The sequence below is a fragment of the Zobellia russellii genome, assembly GCF_044597075.1.
Lineage (GTDB): Bacteria > Bacteroidota > Bacteroidia > Flavobacteriales > Flavobacteriaceae > Zobellia > Zobellia russellii.
The window spans coordinates 4,547,204-4,563,827 of the sequence record NZ_CP139000.1 but is presented as its reverse complement, the minus strand read 5'-3'; the positions used below and the strand labels follow the sequence as shown (position 1 = coordinate 4,563,827).

At 37.4% G+C, this 16,624-nt stretch carries 12 protein-coding genes and 1 pseudogene; 12 read left to right on the top strand and 1 reads right to left on the bottom strand.

The genetic code is table 11. The features are described from left to right. Positions 1 to 207 precede the first annotated feature (207 nt). From SJY45_RS18765 to lptB, 3 genes and pseudogenes are all read left to right on the top strand, one after another. The gene (locus tag SJY45_RS18765; RefSeq protein ID WP_400072700.1) at positions 208 to 1,173 is read left to right on the top strand and encodes an SIS domain-containing protein; all 966 of its coding nucleotides are present in this window, start codon (positions 208 to 210) and stop codon (positions 1,171 to 1,173) included. Further along, positions 1,173 to 2,027, top strand: a complete 855-nt coding sequence (tatC, locus tag SJY45_RS18760; RefSeq protein ID WP_400072698.1) for a twin-arginine translocase subunit TatC — start codon at positions 1,173 to 1,175, stop codon at positions 2,025 to 2,027. The genes SJY45_RS18765 and tatC overlap by 1 nt, the downstream gene beginning before the upstream one ends. Positions 2,028 to 2,119: 92 nt before the next feature. Continuing rightward, positions 2,120 to 2,861, top strand: a pseudogene (gene lptB, locus SJY45_RS18755) (LPS export ABC transporter ATP-binding protein). A 2-nt stretch (positions 2,862 to 2,863) separates the two neighbouring features. Here lptB and SJY45_RS18750 read toward each other — a convergent pair. Continuing rightward, complete coding sequence (locus SJY45_RS18750) at positions 2,864 to 3,607, bottom strand: CDP-alcohol phosphatidyltransferase family protein (RefSeq protein WP_400072696.1); 744 nt, start codon at positions 3,605 to 3,607, stop codon at positions 2,864 to 2,866. A gap of 103 nt (positions 3,608 to 3,710) precedes the next feature. On the opposite strand from SJY45_RS18750, the gene SJY45_RS18745 reads away from it, so the two are divergent. The 9 genes from SJY45_RS18745 (at position 3,711) to SJY45_RS18705 (ending at position 16,553) form a co-directional block, all read left to right on the top strand. Continuing rightward, the gene (locus SJY45_RS18745; RefSeq protein WP_400072694.1) at positions 3,711 to 4,889 is read left to right on the top strand and encodes a DUF4105 domain-containing protein; all 1,179 of its coding nucleotides are present in this window, start codon (positions 3,711 to 3,713) and stop codon (positions 4,887 to 4,889) included. A gap of 4 nt (positions 4,890 to 4,893) precedes the next feature. Beyond that, entirely contained in the window at positions 4,894 to 6,771 is a 1,878-nt protein-coding gene (locus SJY45_RS18740) for an ABC-F family ATP-binding cassette domain-containing protein (protein WP_400072692.1), read from the top strand. Positions 6,772 to 6,833: 62 nt separating this feature from the next. Beyond that, positions 6,834 to 7,337 carry a hypothetical protein gene (locus SJY45_RS18735; RefSeq protein ID WP_400072690.1) on the top strand — a complete coding sequence of 168 codons (504 nt, stop codon included), beginning with the start codon at positions 6,834 to 6,836 and terminating at the stop codon, positions 7,335 to 7,337. Between the two features lie 240 nt (positions 7,338 to 7,577). Next, positions 7,578 to 8,162, top strand: coding sequence for a cob(I)yrinic acid a,c-diamide adenosyltransferase (locus tag SJY45_RS18730; protein WP_215441800.1), 585 nt, complete (start codon positions 7,578 to 7,580; stop codon positions 8,160 to 8,162). A 171-nt stretch (positions 8,163 to 8,333) separates the two neighbouring features. Next, a complete protein-coding gene (locus SJY45_RS18725) occupies positions 8,334 to 8,558 on the top strand; it encodes a DUF2795 domain-containing protein (protein WP_013994285.1) in 225 nt (74 codons plus the stop codon). A 198-nt stretch (positions 8,559 to 8,756) separates the two neighbouring features. Next, entirely contained in the window at positions 8,757 to 12,119 is a 3,363-nt protein-coding gene (gene secA / locus SJY45_RS18720; RefSeq protein WP_400072688.1) for a preprotein translocase subunit SecA, read from the top strand. 515 nt (positions 12,120 to 12,634) lie between these two features. Next, on the top strand, positions 12,635 to 13,627 hold the full coding sequence (locus SJY45_RS18715) for a sensor histidine kinase (RefSeq protein ID WP_400072686.1): 993 nt from the start codon (positions 12,635 to 12,637) through the stop codon (positions 13,625 to 13,627). 245 nt (positions 13,628 to 13,872) lie between these two features. Beyond that, complete coding sequence (locus tag SJY45_RS18710; RefSeq protein WP_215441797.1) at positions 13,873 to 15,081, top strand: sensor histidine kinase; 1,209 nt, start codon at positions 13,873 to 13,875, stop codon at positions 15,079 to 15,081. Positions 15,082 to 15,161: 80 nt separating this feature from the next. Next, complete coding sequence (locus tag SJY45_RS18705) at positions 15,162 to 16,553, top strand: Gfo/Idh/MocA family protein (protein WP_400072684.1); 1,392 nt, start codon at positions 15,162 to 15,164, stop codon at positions 16,551 to 16,553. Positions 16,554 to 16,624: the final 71 nt, after the last annotated feature.

Here is a 16,624-nt window from a genome sequence, read left to right as displayed (position 1 = left end):
ACTTTTCGTTGCGGGGGACTCTAATTTAGTCAAAATATATTTAAGGGTATTAAATTAGCTATACGTCAAGATTATGTAATTTTGTAATCTTAAATATAAAACAAAGTTTTAGAAACTATTCCGGTTTTAGGATAGTTTTATTCAAAACGAGCGTATTTGTCGATTATAAGCACATAAAAACAATAGAATCTTAACCCTTTTCATAGTTTGAACAATAGCAAATCTATTCTTGCCGTAGCCAAAAAAACGATAGAAACCGAAAGTGCTTCCATACTCCATTTAAGCACTTTACTAAACGAAGATTTCTCGGATGCGGTTAATTGCATTCTTGAGTCCAAAGGAAGGGTTATTGTTTCCGGGATCGGCAAAAGCGCCATAATCGCCTCTAAAATTACAGCTACCTTAAATTCTACTGGTACACCCGCCATTTTCATGCATGCAGGTGATGCCATTCATGGAGACCTAGGAACCATTCAGGAAGATGATGTGGTCATATGCATCTCCAATAGCGGTAACACTCCAGAAATAAAAATGTTGGTTCCGCTTATCAAAAGAGGAACCAACAAATTAATTGCCATGACCGGTAATACCGAGTCTTATTTGGCAAAAGAAGCGCACTTTGTTCTGAACACCTATGTAGAAAAAGAAGCCTGCCCAAACAATTTAGCACCTACCACGAGTACTACTGCCCAACTTGTCATAGGAGATGCGCTTGCTATTTGCCTACTTAAATTGAAAGGGTTCAGCAGTAAGGATTTCGCAAAATACCACCCTGGAGGCTCGTTAGGCAAACGTTTGTACCTTAGGGTTACGGACATTGTTGGGGCCAATCAAAAACCTCAAGTAGACGTTAATGCCGAGGTCAAAAAAGTTATAGTAGAAATTTCTGAAAAGATGTTGGGCGTTACCGCTGTTACTGATGGCGATGACCTAGTTGGCATTGTAACAGATGGCGATATTAGACGCATGCTAAACAAGTACGATAATATTAGTGGACTCACCGCAAAAGATATAATGAGTAAAAACCCCAAGACCATTCCGGTAGATGTTTTGGCAATTGAAGCCTTAGAGCTCATGCAAGAAAAAGGCATCTCACAATTATTGGGTGTAGAGGGTAAAAAATACGTGGGTGTTGTACATTTGCACAACTTGATCAACGAAGGTATATTATAATGGCAAAGCAAAATACGAAGTCCCCAGACGAAATGTCGTTTTTAGACCACTTAGAAGAACTAAGATGGCATTTGATACGATCGGTCCTTGCCGTAGTAATATTGGCTTCAGTGGCGTTCGTTATGAGTCGTTTCATCTTTGACACTATTATTTTTGGGCCTTCAAAAATGGATTTCCCAACTTACAGGTTCTTCTGTGACATAGCCACTTCATTAGGGTTTGATTCCGCATTCTGTGCTGAAAAACTCCCATTTACCATACAAAGCCGTACTATGGGCGGGCAGTTCTCCGCAGATATTTGGACAGCAATCTGGGTAGGTTTCATAGTTGGTTTCCCATACGTTCTTTATGAACTTTGGAAGTTTATTAGCCCAGGGCTTCACCCTAACGAAAGAAAACATTCAAGAGGCTTTATTTTAATTGCCTCCTTTCTCTTTTTTATGGGCGTACTTTTTGGGTATTATGTAGTAGCCCCCTTGTCCATTAACTTCTTGGGCACATACCAGGTTAGTGAGATTGTCCTAAACGAATTTGACCTTGACTCCTATATTAGCACAGTAAGATCCGCGGTAATAGCCTGTGGGGTTCTTTTTGAACTGCCCATTATTATCTACTTCCTGACCAAAGTAGGCTTGGTTACCCCTGAAATAATGAAAAAATACAGAAAGATAGCCCTAGTTGTGGTATTGATTCTTTCTGCAGTAATTACCCCTCCCGATGTGGCTAGTCAGATTATTGTAGCCGTACCAGTCCTTGTATTATACCAAGTGAGTATTTACATTTCAAAAATAGTATTGAAAAACGAGGCTAAGAGAGAGAGAAAAGCAAAGGATAAAGGGTTAAAGAAAAGGTAAACGTAAGGCTATTTAAAAAGTTTCCCGTTTCTTTATTTTTTTGATGGCCATCAATTTTGGTCTCAGGACCCAAAAAACACGAAACTTCTAAGATGAAATTAAGAGCTGAAAATATAATGAAGGCCTACCGTGGCCGGAAAGTTGTAAAGGGTATTTCTTTGGAAGTAAACCAAGGAGAAATCATTGGTCTGCTTGGTCCTAACGGGGCAGGAAAAACCACCTCTTTCTACATGATCGTAGGTCTCGTTAAGCCAAATGGCGGCAACATATATCTAGATGGTACGGACATTACCAACTTTCCTATGTACAAAAGAGCCCAGAATGGAATAGGGTACTTGGCGCAAGAGGCATTCTGTTTTTAGGAAGTTAAGTATTGAAAAGAATATTCTTAGCGTACTACAACTTACCAAACTCAGCAAAAAAGAGCAACTAATGAAAATGGAGTCGCTTATTGAAGAGTTTAGTTTGGGCCATATTCGCAAAAGCCGAGGCGATTTACTTTCGGGTGGTGAACGTAGACGTACCGAAATAGCTCGAGCCCTGGCCACCGACCCAAAATTTATTCTGCTGGATGAACCTTTTGCCGGTGTAGATCCTGTAGCGGTTGAAGATATTCAACGTATTGTAGCCCAGTTAAAGGACAAAAATATTGGCATTCTTATTACCGATCATAACGTACAGGAAACTTTGGCCATTACAGAAAGATCGTATCTAATGTTTGAAGGCGGTATCTTAAAATCCGGGATTCCAGAAGATTTGGCCGCAGATGAAATGGTACGTAAAGTTTACTTAGGCCAGAACTTTGAACTTCGTAAAAAGAAGTTGGATTTCTAGCATTAGTTTTTCTTTGCCGATAAGTTGGATACCAATGAGGCAGCCACATAGAAAACGATTATAAGCGGCACAGCCAAGACCCTTAAGGCTATGAGAAGCGCCACACTCACAATTAGAAAAATGTAACGCACTGCATTGTCCTTAAAACTCCAAGTTTTGAATTTAAGGGCGAATAGCTCAATATTGGCATTCAACAAATACGTGCTTAAGAAGGTCATAAAGACTAAAAACCAAGGATTAAGTATGAATTCGCTTAACGCTTCGTTTTCATGATATTGCAATATTAAAGCCAAAGAAAGGATTAATAAGGCATTGGCTGGCGTTGGCAATCCAACGAAAGACGAAACCTGATTCTCGTCAATATTAAACTTTGCCAATCTATAAGCAGAGCCTAGGGTAATAAGAAAACCGATCAACGGAACAAAATCCGTTAAATAAAGAAAAGAAAAAGAGGCACCATCACCACTGTACCAACCGCCGCTCATGGCCATTTTAAGCAATTGGAACATAACAATTCCGGGAACAAGACCACTGGTTATCATATCGGCCAAAGAATCTAGCTGCACACCCAGTTCACTTTGCACATTCAAAACCCTTGCTGCGAGGCCATCAAAAAAATCAAAGAAGATTCCTAAAAAAACAAATAGAGCCGCCATTTCAAGCTGGTTTGACACTGCAAAGACGGCAGCGACACATCCACAAAAAACGTTCAACAGCGTAATGAAATTAGGAATATATTTTTTCATGAAATCATTTGATTTGCGGTAAAAATAACACAATTTAACATCAATCAGGTCAGACCATAATTTATTCGGATATTTGCGCAACAAAATTCAGTAAAAAACAGAAATGCAATTGAAAAAAATACTCCTCCTATTACTTTTCGGCTTTTCGATTTTGGGCATGGCCCAAGCGCCTGAATTGACTCCCCTATCCAAAATAAGTGTTATAACTTGTGGCCCAGGTAGTGAACTTTATTCAACATTTGGACATAGCGCCGTTCGCGTAGAAGATTCCAGTTTAGGAATAAATGCCATATACAACTATGGCACTTTTGACTTTACCACGCCCAATTTTTACATGAAGTTTGCCCGTGGAAAACTGGATTATACACTTGCTAGGCAAAGTTTTCCTTACTTCCTTAAGGAATATGAGTATGAAAATAGATGGGTAAAAAGTCAAGAATTAAAACTTGACCTTGCCGAACGCCAAGAGCTCTTTAATTTTTTGGAAACTAATTACCTTCCGGAAAATAGGGATTATAAATATGATTTTTTCTACAACAATTGCGCTACAAAAATTTGGGATATCTTAAAAGAAGTATACGGAGATAAACTCGTTTTTAACAAAAACTTCCAGCAACAATTATATTCACATCGCCAGTTGATACGGCAGAAGGTTAAAATAAATTCATGGTCCGGTTTTGGAATTGATTTAGCCCTAGGTTCTGTCATAGATGATGTTGCAACACCAAAAGAACACATGTTCTTGCCAGATTACATAATGAAACAACTAGATGTTGCTCAATTAAACGGGGAACCCTTGGTAGCTAAATCAAAAACTTTACTGGACGCCAAACCTGTGGATAATGGCTCTAGTTTCTTTTTTTCTCCTGAACTGTGGCTTATTGTTATTTTGATCTTGATACTGGTTTTAACTTATTTTGATTTTAAGAACAACACCCGTAGAAGATGGTTAGACTTTACGCTCTTTTTTACCACAGGATTAATAGGCCTACTTATCATTTTCTTATGGTTCTTTACAGACCATAGTGCCACTGCCGGTAACTTTAACATATTATGGGCCTTCCCTCCCAACCTAATCATTGCCTTTGTAGTTGCTCAAAAGAGAGGACCTAATTGGGTGGCCAAGTATGCTATTTTTCTAACTTCTTTAATTGTAGTGTCCGGCGTTTTATGGACCTTGGGCATTCAACTTTTTTCGCCCTTAATATTGGCTATCTGGGCAGCCCTTATTGCACGATATTTATTTTTATTCTGGTCATATCACAAGCCAAAAATCGCATAATTGCATGAACTTACTTACTGTAGAGAATATTTCAAAATCATATGGAGAGCGTGTCTTGTTCCAAGACCTTTCCTTTGGTATTAATAAAGGCCAGAAAATTGCTTTGATTGCCAAAAATGGTACGGGCAAGACTTCCATCTTAAATATAATGTCCGGATTGGACAGCCCGGATTCCGGGCAAGTAAACTACCGCAAAGATATTCGTGTCTCATTTTTAGACCAAGAACCGGACCTAGACCCAAAATTAACGGTAGAACAAACCATTTTTGCTTCGGACAATGAAATACTTCAGGTCATAAACGCCTATGAGAAAGCGCTTCAGAACCCTGAAGACGCAGATGCATACCAAATTGCTTTTGAAGCAATGGACCGTTTTAACGCTTGGGATTTTGAGACCCTTTACAAACAAATCCTTTCTAAGTTAAAATTAGACAACCTAGACGCCAACGTTGGGCTGCTCTCGGGAGGTCAAAAAAAGCGTTTGGCCTTAGCGGATGCTCTCATCAACAAACCGGACTTACTGGTTCTTGATGAACCTACCAATCACTTGGACCTTGAAATGATTGAATGGTTGGAAGAATATTTTGCCAGGGAAAACATGAGTTTGTTTATGGTTACGCACGACCGTTATTTTTTAGAACGGGTCTGTAATGAAATCATAGAATTAGATAACGGCCAACTCTACCCCTATAAAGGTAACTACTCTTACTATCTAGAAAAAAAAGAGGCCCGTATTGAGCAAGAGGCCACTGAACAGCATAAATCCGAACGTTTGTTCAAAAAAGAGCTGGAGTGGATGCGAAGACAACCCAAGGCGCGTACCACTAAATCAAAATCTAGAATAGATGATTTTAGCACCATAAAGGAAAAAGCCAGCCAACGTAGAAAGGAGCACCAGGTTCAGCTTGAAATTAATATGGAGCGTGTAGGAAGTAAAATTCTGGAACTGCACAAATTAGTGAAATCATATCCTAACAAGCCTATTCTAGATAAGTTTGACTATACCTTTACCAAAGGAGAACGCATAGGTATTATTGGAAAAAACGGAACCGGAAAATCTACATTCTTAAATATTTTAACCGGATCGGACCAACCTGATGCGGGCAAAGTAATAGTTGGCGACACTATTAAGTTTGGATATTACACCCAAAAGGGAATAACCATAAAAGAGGGGCAGAAAGTAATAGATGTAATTCGCGATTTTGGTGATTTTATCCCGCTTATGAAAGGGAGACAGATTTCTGCACAACAGCTATTGGAGCGTTTTCTTTTTGACAGAAAGAAACAATATGATTTTGTTGAGAAATTAAGCGGAGGTGAAAGAAAACGACTCTACCTATGTACTATTCTGATTCAGAATCCTAATTTTCTTATTCTTGATGAACCTACCAATGATTTGGATATTGTAACCTTAAACGTACTCGAAAGTTTTCTTTTAGACTTTCCCGGATGTTTGATAGTGGTTTCTCACGACCGTTATTTTATGGACAAAATTGTAGATCATCTCTTTGTTTTTAGAGGGAATGCCGTTATTGAAGATTTCCCTGGAAACTACTCAGATTTCAGAACTTATGAAGACAGTAAAGTTTTAGAGGTACGTGAAGAAAAAGCCGCAATAAAAGAAACAGCGAGTAAAAACGATGCTAAACAAAACAACTCAAAAAACAAACTCTCCTATTTAGAACAAAAGGAATATAGAAATTTAGAAAAGGACATCCAGAAACTGGAGGCTAAAAAAGTCCAAGTGCAGAACAAATTTGCCGATAGTTCCCTTAGCGGAGAGGAAATAGATAAATTATCCATAGACTTAAAAGAGGTTAATGAGGCTATTGAAGCCAAAACAGAGCGTTGGTTCGAGCTTTCCGCACAAATGGAGGAATAATCGTAATTATAAAATATAGCGCTAGTGGTCTTTTCTAATTATAAAATCACAAACGGTTTTTCGTGCAAAAATTCCTGAAACATATAACTTTCTTGCTTTCCGCAACCAATGAACATGGGGTACACTCCCCTTTTGTTTATAGTTACGTAACAAAGTGCCTGTACGGAAAAAAGAAGTTCAGCAGGTTAAAATCCATAAATGTTCTTTGTAAGAGCATCGCCTATTTCAAAACCGAACGAATTATGTTTTTAGATGATTCCGATAAGGTTGAAGAAATTGTTCAAAGTCATTTTCAGCATATAGAAAAGTCCTCTACAAATACGAATATGGTCTACTTTTCCAAAACCAACTTGAATAAGGTAATTAACCTTCTAGCGGAGAAAAAAATCGCTCACAATAACACCATGTTTTTATTGGACGGTATATATGAATCAGATGAAAGCGAAGCCATTTGGAAAGCTGTGAAAAATCATAAAAATGTAACTGTAACGGTAGATATGTTTTATTGCGGCGCGGTTTTCTTTAGAAAAGAACAGGCCAAAGAGCATTTTAAGATTCGGGTTTAAACACTTATTTTAGATTAAATTGCAATTATGTACAACAACACCATTTATATAATCCTAGGGGTCGTAGCGGTAATATACGTTCTCATATCCATGACCAATCGCCGGAAATCCAAAGATCGGAAATCACGGAAATTCATGGGCAATTATGAACGGAAGGAAAGGACCAAAAAAGAGGAAAAAGAATAGAATCAATTAGCAATCGCTTTTTTTTCGCAGCACAAACCCTAGTAAATTCTCAAAATGAAGATATACACCAAAACAGGTGACAAAGGCACTACTGCCCTAATTGGGGGCACGAGGGTTAAAAAACATCATGTAAGAATAGAATGTTATGGCACTGTAGACGAACTCAATTCTTGGATTGGCTTGATCAGGGATCAAAAAATAGACAAAAGGTCTAAAGAAACTTTAACCGAAGTTCAAAAAAATCTGTTTGTTGTTGGTGCTATTTTAGCCACAGACCCAGAAAAAGCCCTTCTAAAGAACGGAAAAAAACGGCTGAACATTCCAGAAATTGAACCTTCAGACATTGAGTTACTTGAAAAAGAAATTGATGTTATGGATGAAGCTTTGCCTCAAATGACGCATTTTATCCTTCCAGGCGGCCACACTACCGTGTCATACTGTCATATTGCTAGAACGGTTTGCAGGAGAGCGGAACGTATGAGCACGCTTCTTTACGAAAATGAACCATTTAATGAAAATGTCTTGTTATTTTTAAACAGGCTCTCCGACTATTTATTTGTACTGGCACGAAAATTGTCAGAAAATTTACAAGCCGAAGAAATAAAATGGATTCCAGAGAATAGGGAAAAGGATAAATAAAGCACAAAATTTAAATATTTGCTTCAGTTTAATTTGTAATTCTCTAATAATTTCTTTAATTCTTCGTTATCAAACTATTAAAACAAAAATAATGACGATAAAATAGCCCTATTTCCTTGGCTATGTGTATTTAAAAATTATTTTTGCAAAAAATTAAATTGAACAACTGAAATGTATTGGACATTAGAACTAGCATCCTACTTGAGTGATGCACCCTGGCCCGCAACAAAAGACGAATTGATAGATTATTCAATACGTACCGGTGCGCCCCTAGAGGTCGTCGAGAACCTTCAGTCTATGGAGGAAGAAGGTGGCGAGATTTATGAATCCATTGAAGAAATCTGGCCAGACTACCCTACAGAAGAAGATTATCTCTGGAACGAGGACGAATATTAGAAATATTACGTTAATTGAAACAAAAAAGTCTCTATCGAGGCTTTTTTTTTATGTAATTTTGGCAGGTATTTAAGTAAAATGTACACAGGTTTTAAACTGGAATACCTTTTGCGAAGAAATACACCACGGGTGCATTGCAGAAATAATGCCCTACCGCAATCAATATCTTAAAAGCGGTCTAATACAAAACAGCTAGAAATGAGTTTTTTAAATTTGATATTAAAAGTATTCGTAGGTGATAAATCAGAGAAAGACGTTAAAGAGCTGAAGCCTCTTGTAGAACAAATAAGGTCTTTTGAACAGCAATTAGAGGAACTAAGCCACGACGAATTGCGTGAGAAGACCAAAACCTTTAAGCTTAAAATAGCGGAGGATATTAGTGAATTCACCAAAAAAATAAGCGAGCTAGAGGAAGAAGTAAAAACGTCTACGGATATTGATAAGAACGAAGACATTTATGCTGAAATAGATAAACTCAAAGAAGAATCCTATAAAGTAACCGAAAAAACACTTAGCGAAATTCTACCGGTAGCATTTGCCGTGGTAAAAGAAACCGCCAAGCGTTTCGCCAAGAACGAAACCATACAGGTTACCGCATCAGAATACGATAGGGAACTATCAGGTTCAAAAGATTATGTATCCCTAGATGGTGACAATGCCATTTGGAAAAACTCATGGAACGCCGCAGGTAAGCAAGTAACTTGGGACATGATTCATTATGACGTTCAGCTAATTGGAGGTATTGCATTGCACCAAGGTAAAATTGCTGAAATGCAAACTGGTGAAGGTAAAACATTGGTGGCAACACTGCCGTTATATCTTAATGCTTTGGCCGGTCATGGAGCGCATTTGGTTACCGTTAACGATTATCTAGCAAAAAGGGATAGCGCTTGGATGGCTCCAATTTTTGAGTTCCACGGTCTTTCGGTAGACTGTATAGACCATCACCGTCCTAACTCCGAAGGAAGAAGAGCGGCGTATAATGCAGATATAACCTATGGTACCAATAACGAATTTGGTTTTGACTACCTAAGGGACAATATGGCGCACACGCCAAAGGACCTTGTACAACGCCCACACCACTACGCTATTGTAGATGAGGTGGATTCTGTTTTAGTAGATGATGCCCGTACCCCATTAATCATATCCGGTCCGGTTCCTGAAGGTGACCGCCATGAATTTAATGAGCTTAAACCTAAAGTTGCGGATATTGTAAGTAAACAAAGACAACATTTGACCGGTGTTTTGGCCGAGGCCAAAAAACTGATTCAAGAAGGCAACACCAAAGATGGAGGGTTCCTGTTGCTTCGTGTGCATAGAGGGCTACCAAAAAATAAGGCCCTTATTAAGTTTCTAAGTGAAGAAGGCGTTAAACAACTACTTCAAAAAACAGAGAACTATTACATGCAGGACAACAACAGGGAAATGCCTGTTGTAGATGAAGATCTATTGTTCGTTATTGATGAAAAGAACAACCAGATAGAGCTTACCGAAAAAGGGGTGAATTATATTTCAGGCGAGCAGAACAGAGACTTCTTTGTAATGCCGGATATTGGTGGAGAAATTGCAAAAATAGAAAACCAGAACCTGGATATTGAAAAAGAGGCCGAACTTAAAGAAGAGCTTTTTAAAGAATTTGGAGTAAAGAGTGAACGTATCCATACCATGAGCCAACTTTTAAAGGCATATACACTTTTTGAAAAAGATGTGGAATATGTGGTTATGGACAACAAAGTAATGATAGTTGATGAACAGACCGGTCGTATTATGGACGGTCGTAGATATTCAGACGGACTTCACCAAGCAATAGAAGCCAAAGAAAATGTGAAAATTGAGGCGCTTACTCAAACCTTTGCTACGGTTACCTTACAGAACTACTTTAGAATGTACAATAAACTTGCAGGTATGACCGGTACGGCCGTTACCGAAGCAGGTGAATTCTGGGAAATATATGAGTTGGATGTTATGGAAATACCAACCAACAGACCTATTGCCCGAGATGACAGACATGACTTGATCTATAAGACCAAGCGTGAAAAATACAATGCCATTATTGATGAAGTCACCAAACTTTCACAAGAAGGCAGACCGGTATTGATCGGTACAACTTCGGTGGAAATTTCCGAGTTGCTGTCCCGAATGCTTACCATTAGAAAAGTAAACCATAACGTACTGAATGCAAAACTTCATAAAAAAGAAGCAGATGTTGTTGCTGAAGCAGGTAACCCCGGTGTGGTTACTATTGCAACCAACATGGCCGGTCGTGGTACGGATATTAAACTTAGTGAAGCAGTAAAGAAAGCTGGAGGTCTGGCCATTATTGGTACGGAAAGACATGATTCTAGACGAGTTGATAGACAGTTAAGAGGTCGTTCCGGTCGTCAGGGAGATCCAGGAAGTTCTCAGTTCTATGTTTCACTAGAAGACAACCTAATGCGCCTTTTCGGCTCTGACCGTGTTGCTAAAATGATGGATAAAATGGGCTTGGAAGATGGTGAAGTTATTCAGCACTCCATGATGACCAAATCTATTGAGCGTGCGCAGAAGAAAGTTGAGGAAAACAACTTTGGTGTACGTAAGCGTCTTTTGGAGTATGATGATGTTATGAACGCCCAGCGTGAAGTCGTTTACAAAAGAAGAAGGCACGCTATACAAGGAGAGCGTCTAAAGGTAGATATAGCTAACATGGTGTACGACACCTGTGAAGTTATTGCAGATACCAATAAAGCGGCAAACGATTACAAAAACTTTGAGTTTGAACTGATAAAATACTTTTCTATCACTTCTCCTATTTCAGAAGGTGATTTTGGTAAAATGAGCGTGCAGGACATTGCCAATAAGGTATATGACACGGCATATAAGTATTACCAAGAAAAAATGGAACGTAATGCAGCTACTGCATTTCCAGTTATCAAAAAGGTTTACGAAGACAGTGCCAATAAGTTTGAGCGTATTGTAGTGCCTTTTACAGATGGTATAAAAACCCTTAATGTGGTTACCAATTTACAAAGTGCTTACGAAAGTAATGGTAAGGAATTGGTATCGGATTTTGAGAAAAATATAACATTGGCCATTATTGATGATTCTTGGAAAACGCACTTGCGTAAGATGGATGAGTTAAAACAATCTGTACAGTTGGCCGTTCATGAGCAGAAAGACCCACTTCTAATCTACAAATTTGAAGCCTTTGAACTCTTTAAAGAGATGATAAACAAGGTAAATAAAGAAGTTGTTTCTTTCTTGTTTAAAGGGGAATTGCCAAGTGAGAACCCAAACCAGATTCAGGAAGCCAGAAACGTAAGTAGACCAAAGGAAAATCTTCAGACAAGTAAAGAAGAAATTCCTAATAGCGATGAATTGGCGGCTCAAAATAGAGCAGCAGGTCAAACACAGGGCCAACGTCCACAAGTTACGGAAACCATAGTTCGCGAACGACCAAAAATTGGCCGTAACGATAGGGTTACCATTAAGAACGTTATGTCCGGCGAAAGCAAAGTTGTTAAGTATAAGCAGGCAGAACCACTTATTGAAAACGGTGATTGGGTACTAACCGAAAACTAAAAATTAGTACATATAACAGCATTAAAACGGCAGCTTGTCTCTAAGTTGCCGTTTTTTTTTGCCCGATTAACGAGTAAAAGGTCACTTAAAAACAATTGTGTCTACTATTGCAGGGCTAGAATAAATTACCCCAAAGGTTAAGTTGCAGTAAATTAAGCAACTATAACTCTAATTTATTCCGAATTTAACTTCCAGAAATACACTTGCTTTAAAATAAAAGCTTGTTGTACCTCTGTTGAAGTGTCGCATATAACACGCGGGTTCACTTCTTTATTTAGATGAATACCCAAAAAGGATAGATGCGAAAGCCCAAAATACGCCTTAACAGGATCAATGACAAGACAAAGTTACTACTCAAGTTTAACTATATCTCGTCATTTCTTAGTCTAATTATAGGTTTGGTATGCACGTACGTATTTGACATGCACGGCACCATACCTTATGTTTTTTATTTTTACTTTTTTCTGAATTTAATAAACATAGCCGCTTTTAGCAGACACAAGAACTTAACTGCTATGGCAATCTGCACTTCGGTGTTATCATTCATAAGTACCATTGTAATAACTCTATTCAGCGGAGGAATAAATAGTCCGTTCATCTTTATATTAGGACTCATAGTACTTGCCGGCTATATCTCTACAAGGGTTTTTGGGAAAATTTATCTTTATCTTATTATAAGCACCATTGTTGCTATATACTTTATTGACTATGCTAATTTTAATTTCATAATTAATGAGGTGCCAGATGATGCAAGAGACTTGTTCAGTTTGTTAAGCATATTGTTTTCCGTTTATTTATTAGGAGGTGTTTTAGGCAAAAACTTGTTGAACACCCATCATAAATTATACCGTTCAAAAGCCAGAATTGAAAGAAGTGTGGACGAAAAGGAAAATCTCTTGCGAGAAGTTCACCATAGAGTTAAAAACAACCTACAAACGGTTTCTAGCCTTCTAAATTTACAAGCTAGAAATACACCCAACCAACAAATAAAAGAATTGGTTAGAAGTAGCCAAAATAGGGTTACGGCCATGGCAATGATTCATGAAATGTTATACGTTAGGGACAATTTATCAAAAATTGAGTTCGGATCATACGTAAATGAACTTACACAACATCTTTTAAAAACGGTTGAACGCAAGGATAGAAAGATAGAAGTTTCTACAGACATTCCGGACACATTACTTAGTATTGATACGGCCATACCATTGGGTTTACTAATTAATGAAGCCGTAACGAACTCAATTAAATACGGATTCAAAAATTTAGATGAGTGTAAAATAACTATTGAACTGGAGAAAAGATATCAGAATAAATATATTCTCAAAATTAGCGATAATGGCCTTGGTTTTCCATTAAACTATAACTTCAAAAACTCGAATACACTAGGTATTAGATTAATACACAATCTTGCTAGACAATTACAAGGAAAAATTGAACGTCTCCCCACTGATAGAGGCACTACCTATAAATTAGTATTTCAAGATATTTCGAGTCAGTTTAAACCATAATTATTATATTGTTCACCGGTTTATCCTAAAATTATTTTTCCTTATTCTAAATTAGTTTTTTCTTTCATTAAATGACAGACATTTCATAATAAAATTGTAGTTTTCTACCTGAAGCCCCTAATTTACCTTTTTTAAGTATTAGATTTTTTAGAATCCACTCCTAGCTTACTAGCTATTTGAGCCATATTCTAACACCTCTATTCCTGTTTTCTGCTTCGGCTTCAATAAAAATAGAAATGCCTCATATGAATAAGATCCAAAGTAGATTGGACAACCAAAGTAGGTTGTTAATCAACTTTGCCTATGCTTCATCTACACTTTCATTTATAGTTGGCATATTGTTAATGTATCTATTCAAAATTGTAGGATACATACCTATTACATTTATTTTATATGCCCTGTTGAACTTAATCAACACACTGTTATATAAAAAATTCAATAAATTATTGATTAGCTCATTAATAGGTTCTCTTTTGTCCCTTATGGGTGTATTGATTGTTACCATTTTTAGTGGCGGCATAAACAGTCCGTTTATTTTTGTATTCAGCATTATAATTTTAGGCGGTTACATGGCGGGACATATTTTTGGTAAAATCTACTTAGCAATTGTACTTTTTTCCATCTTATGTATTTATGGAATAAGTGAGTATGGTACCATAACCAATGAGATACCGGAAAATGCCAAGGATAATTTTAGTTTAATTAGTATTGTTTTTTGCTCATACCTTTTATTGGGGGTCTTTGGGAAGCATCTTTTAATAACCAACGAAAGGTTAATTGCATCAAAAGCCAAAATAAAGGAAGGAATTGCAGAAAAAGAAATACTTCTTAGAACTGTTCACCACAGGGTAAAAAATAATCTACAGACCGTTTCAAGCCTTTTAAGCTTACAATCTAAAAATACTACGAACGATAAAATAAAAGAACTAGCTATTAGTAGTCAATATAGGATAAACTCTATGGCTATGATTCATGAAATGCTTTACATGAGGGATAACATTGCTAAAATTGCATTTAAACCTTACTTAAAAGAACTTACCGATTTCCTAGTTAAATCTGCAAACCGTAAAAATCAAGATGTTACGGTTTCCATAGATATGCCAGATGTAAATCTAGGTCTAGATACTACTATTCCCTTAGGACTCTTAATCAATGAGGCGGTCACCAATTCTTTAAAATATGGGTTTCCTGAGAATAGTTCTGGAAACATAAAAATCACCCTAAAAAAAGATAATGATGAAGACCATAGCTATTCTTTGGATATTACAGATGATGGCATAGGTTTTCCTGAAGATATAAATCACAAGACAACCACATCTCTTGGCCTTAAATTGATGCACAACCTAGGTCGCCAATTAAGAGGTTCCGTATCCCGAATTAAAACCGAAAAAGGAACGGGCTACCACATTACATTTAAAGACAGGGAACGTCATCTACCTAGTATAAACGGATGATAGGTTCAAAACACACTTACCCAATAATTCCCACGAAATCAATATCTTTAAGAACAGCCACCATTATAAAGAACCAAAAAATGAATAATTCCCGCCGAAAATTCCTGTCGTCTATTAGTATGCTTGCCGCTAGCACCGCCGTTCCCCTCCATGCGTTTAGCTTTAACACTTCTAAAAAACTAAAAGTTGTACTTGTTGGAACTGGTGTAAGAGGCATCACATTTTGGGGAAAAAGATTAGTAGACCAGTATTCTGATATTATTGAATTTGTTGGTCTTTCCGATATAAATTCAAGTCGACTGGCGTACGCTAAAAAATATATTGGGGTTAAGTGTCCTGTTTTTACGGACTTTGATACTATGATAAAAGATACCCGTCCGGACTTAGTTATAGTAACAACAAAAGATTCTATACATCATCATTTTATAATTAAAGGTTTGGAAATGGGGTGCGATGTTCTAACTGAAAAACCACTCACCATAGATGAAACAAAATGCCAGGCCATTTTAGATGCCGAAAAAAAATCGGACAAGAATTTAATAGTAGGTTTCAACTATAGGTGGAGCCCGTATGCCACTAAAATAAAGGAACTTTTGATGAACAAGACTATTGGGGATTTGGTTTCCGTAGATTTCAATTGGTACCTTAACACTTACCATGGGGCCTCTTATTTTAGGAGATGGCATGGTGAAATGGAAAGTAGTGGTTCACTCTGGGTACATAAATCAACACACCATTTTGACCTACTAAATTGGTGGATAGATTCCGAACCAAGCAAAGTTTTTGCCTATGGAGATTTAGAGTTCTATGGAAAAAATGGACCATTTAGAGGGAAGAATTGCCGTAGTTGCAATCATACCAAAGAATGTGATTTTTATTGGGATATCAATGAAGATAAATTTATGAAAGAGCTATATGCAGACCATGAACATGAAGATGGGTACTTAAGAGATAATTGTTTGTTTAGAAATGACATTGATATTTATGATAAAATGTCCGCTCAAGTAAAATATGCGGATAATACTACGCTTAATTATTCACTTACCACCTACTCGCCCTTTGAGGGGTGGCGTGTAGCCTTTAATGGCACAAAAGGAAGAATTGAGGCTTCACAAGACATTCCTTATCACGATAGCCCCACCATCTCCGAAGCTGAAAAGCATGCCAATGAAATGAAACAAAGTAAAGAAGAGGAATTATCCTATGAATCTATTATAGTTCATAAACTTTGGAAAGAACATGAAAATGTAGAGGTTGCTATGGAGAAAAAAGGCCATGGCGGTGGAGACAAACGGCTGCAAGACAAAATTTTTAAAACATCGGAAGCGGAAGACCCCTTTGGTAGAACAGCAGGTATTAGAGATGGAGCTATGTCCATTCTTATTGGTATTGGAGCTAGGCGTAGTATTGAAGAGGGAAAAGCCATTGACATTTCTCACCTCACTAATTTAAAACCTCAAAAAAAACGATAAAAAATGTTAAATGCTATGGTCCAAGGGTAGTATTTAACCTACTTCTTTGATTGTGCGGTAAAACATATTTA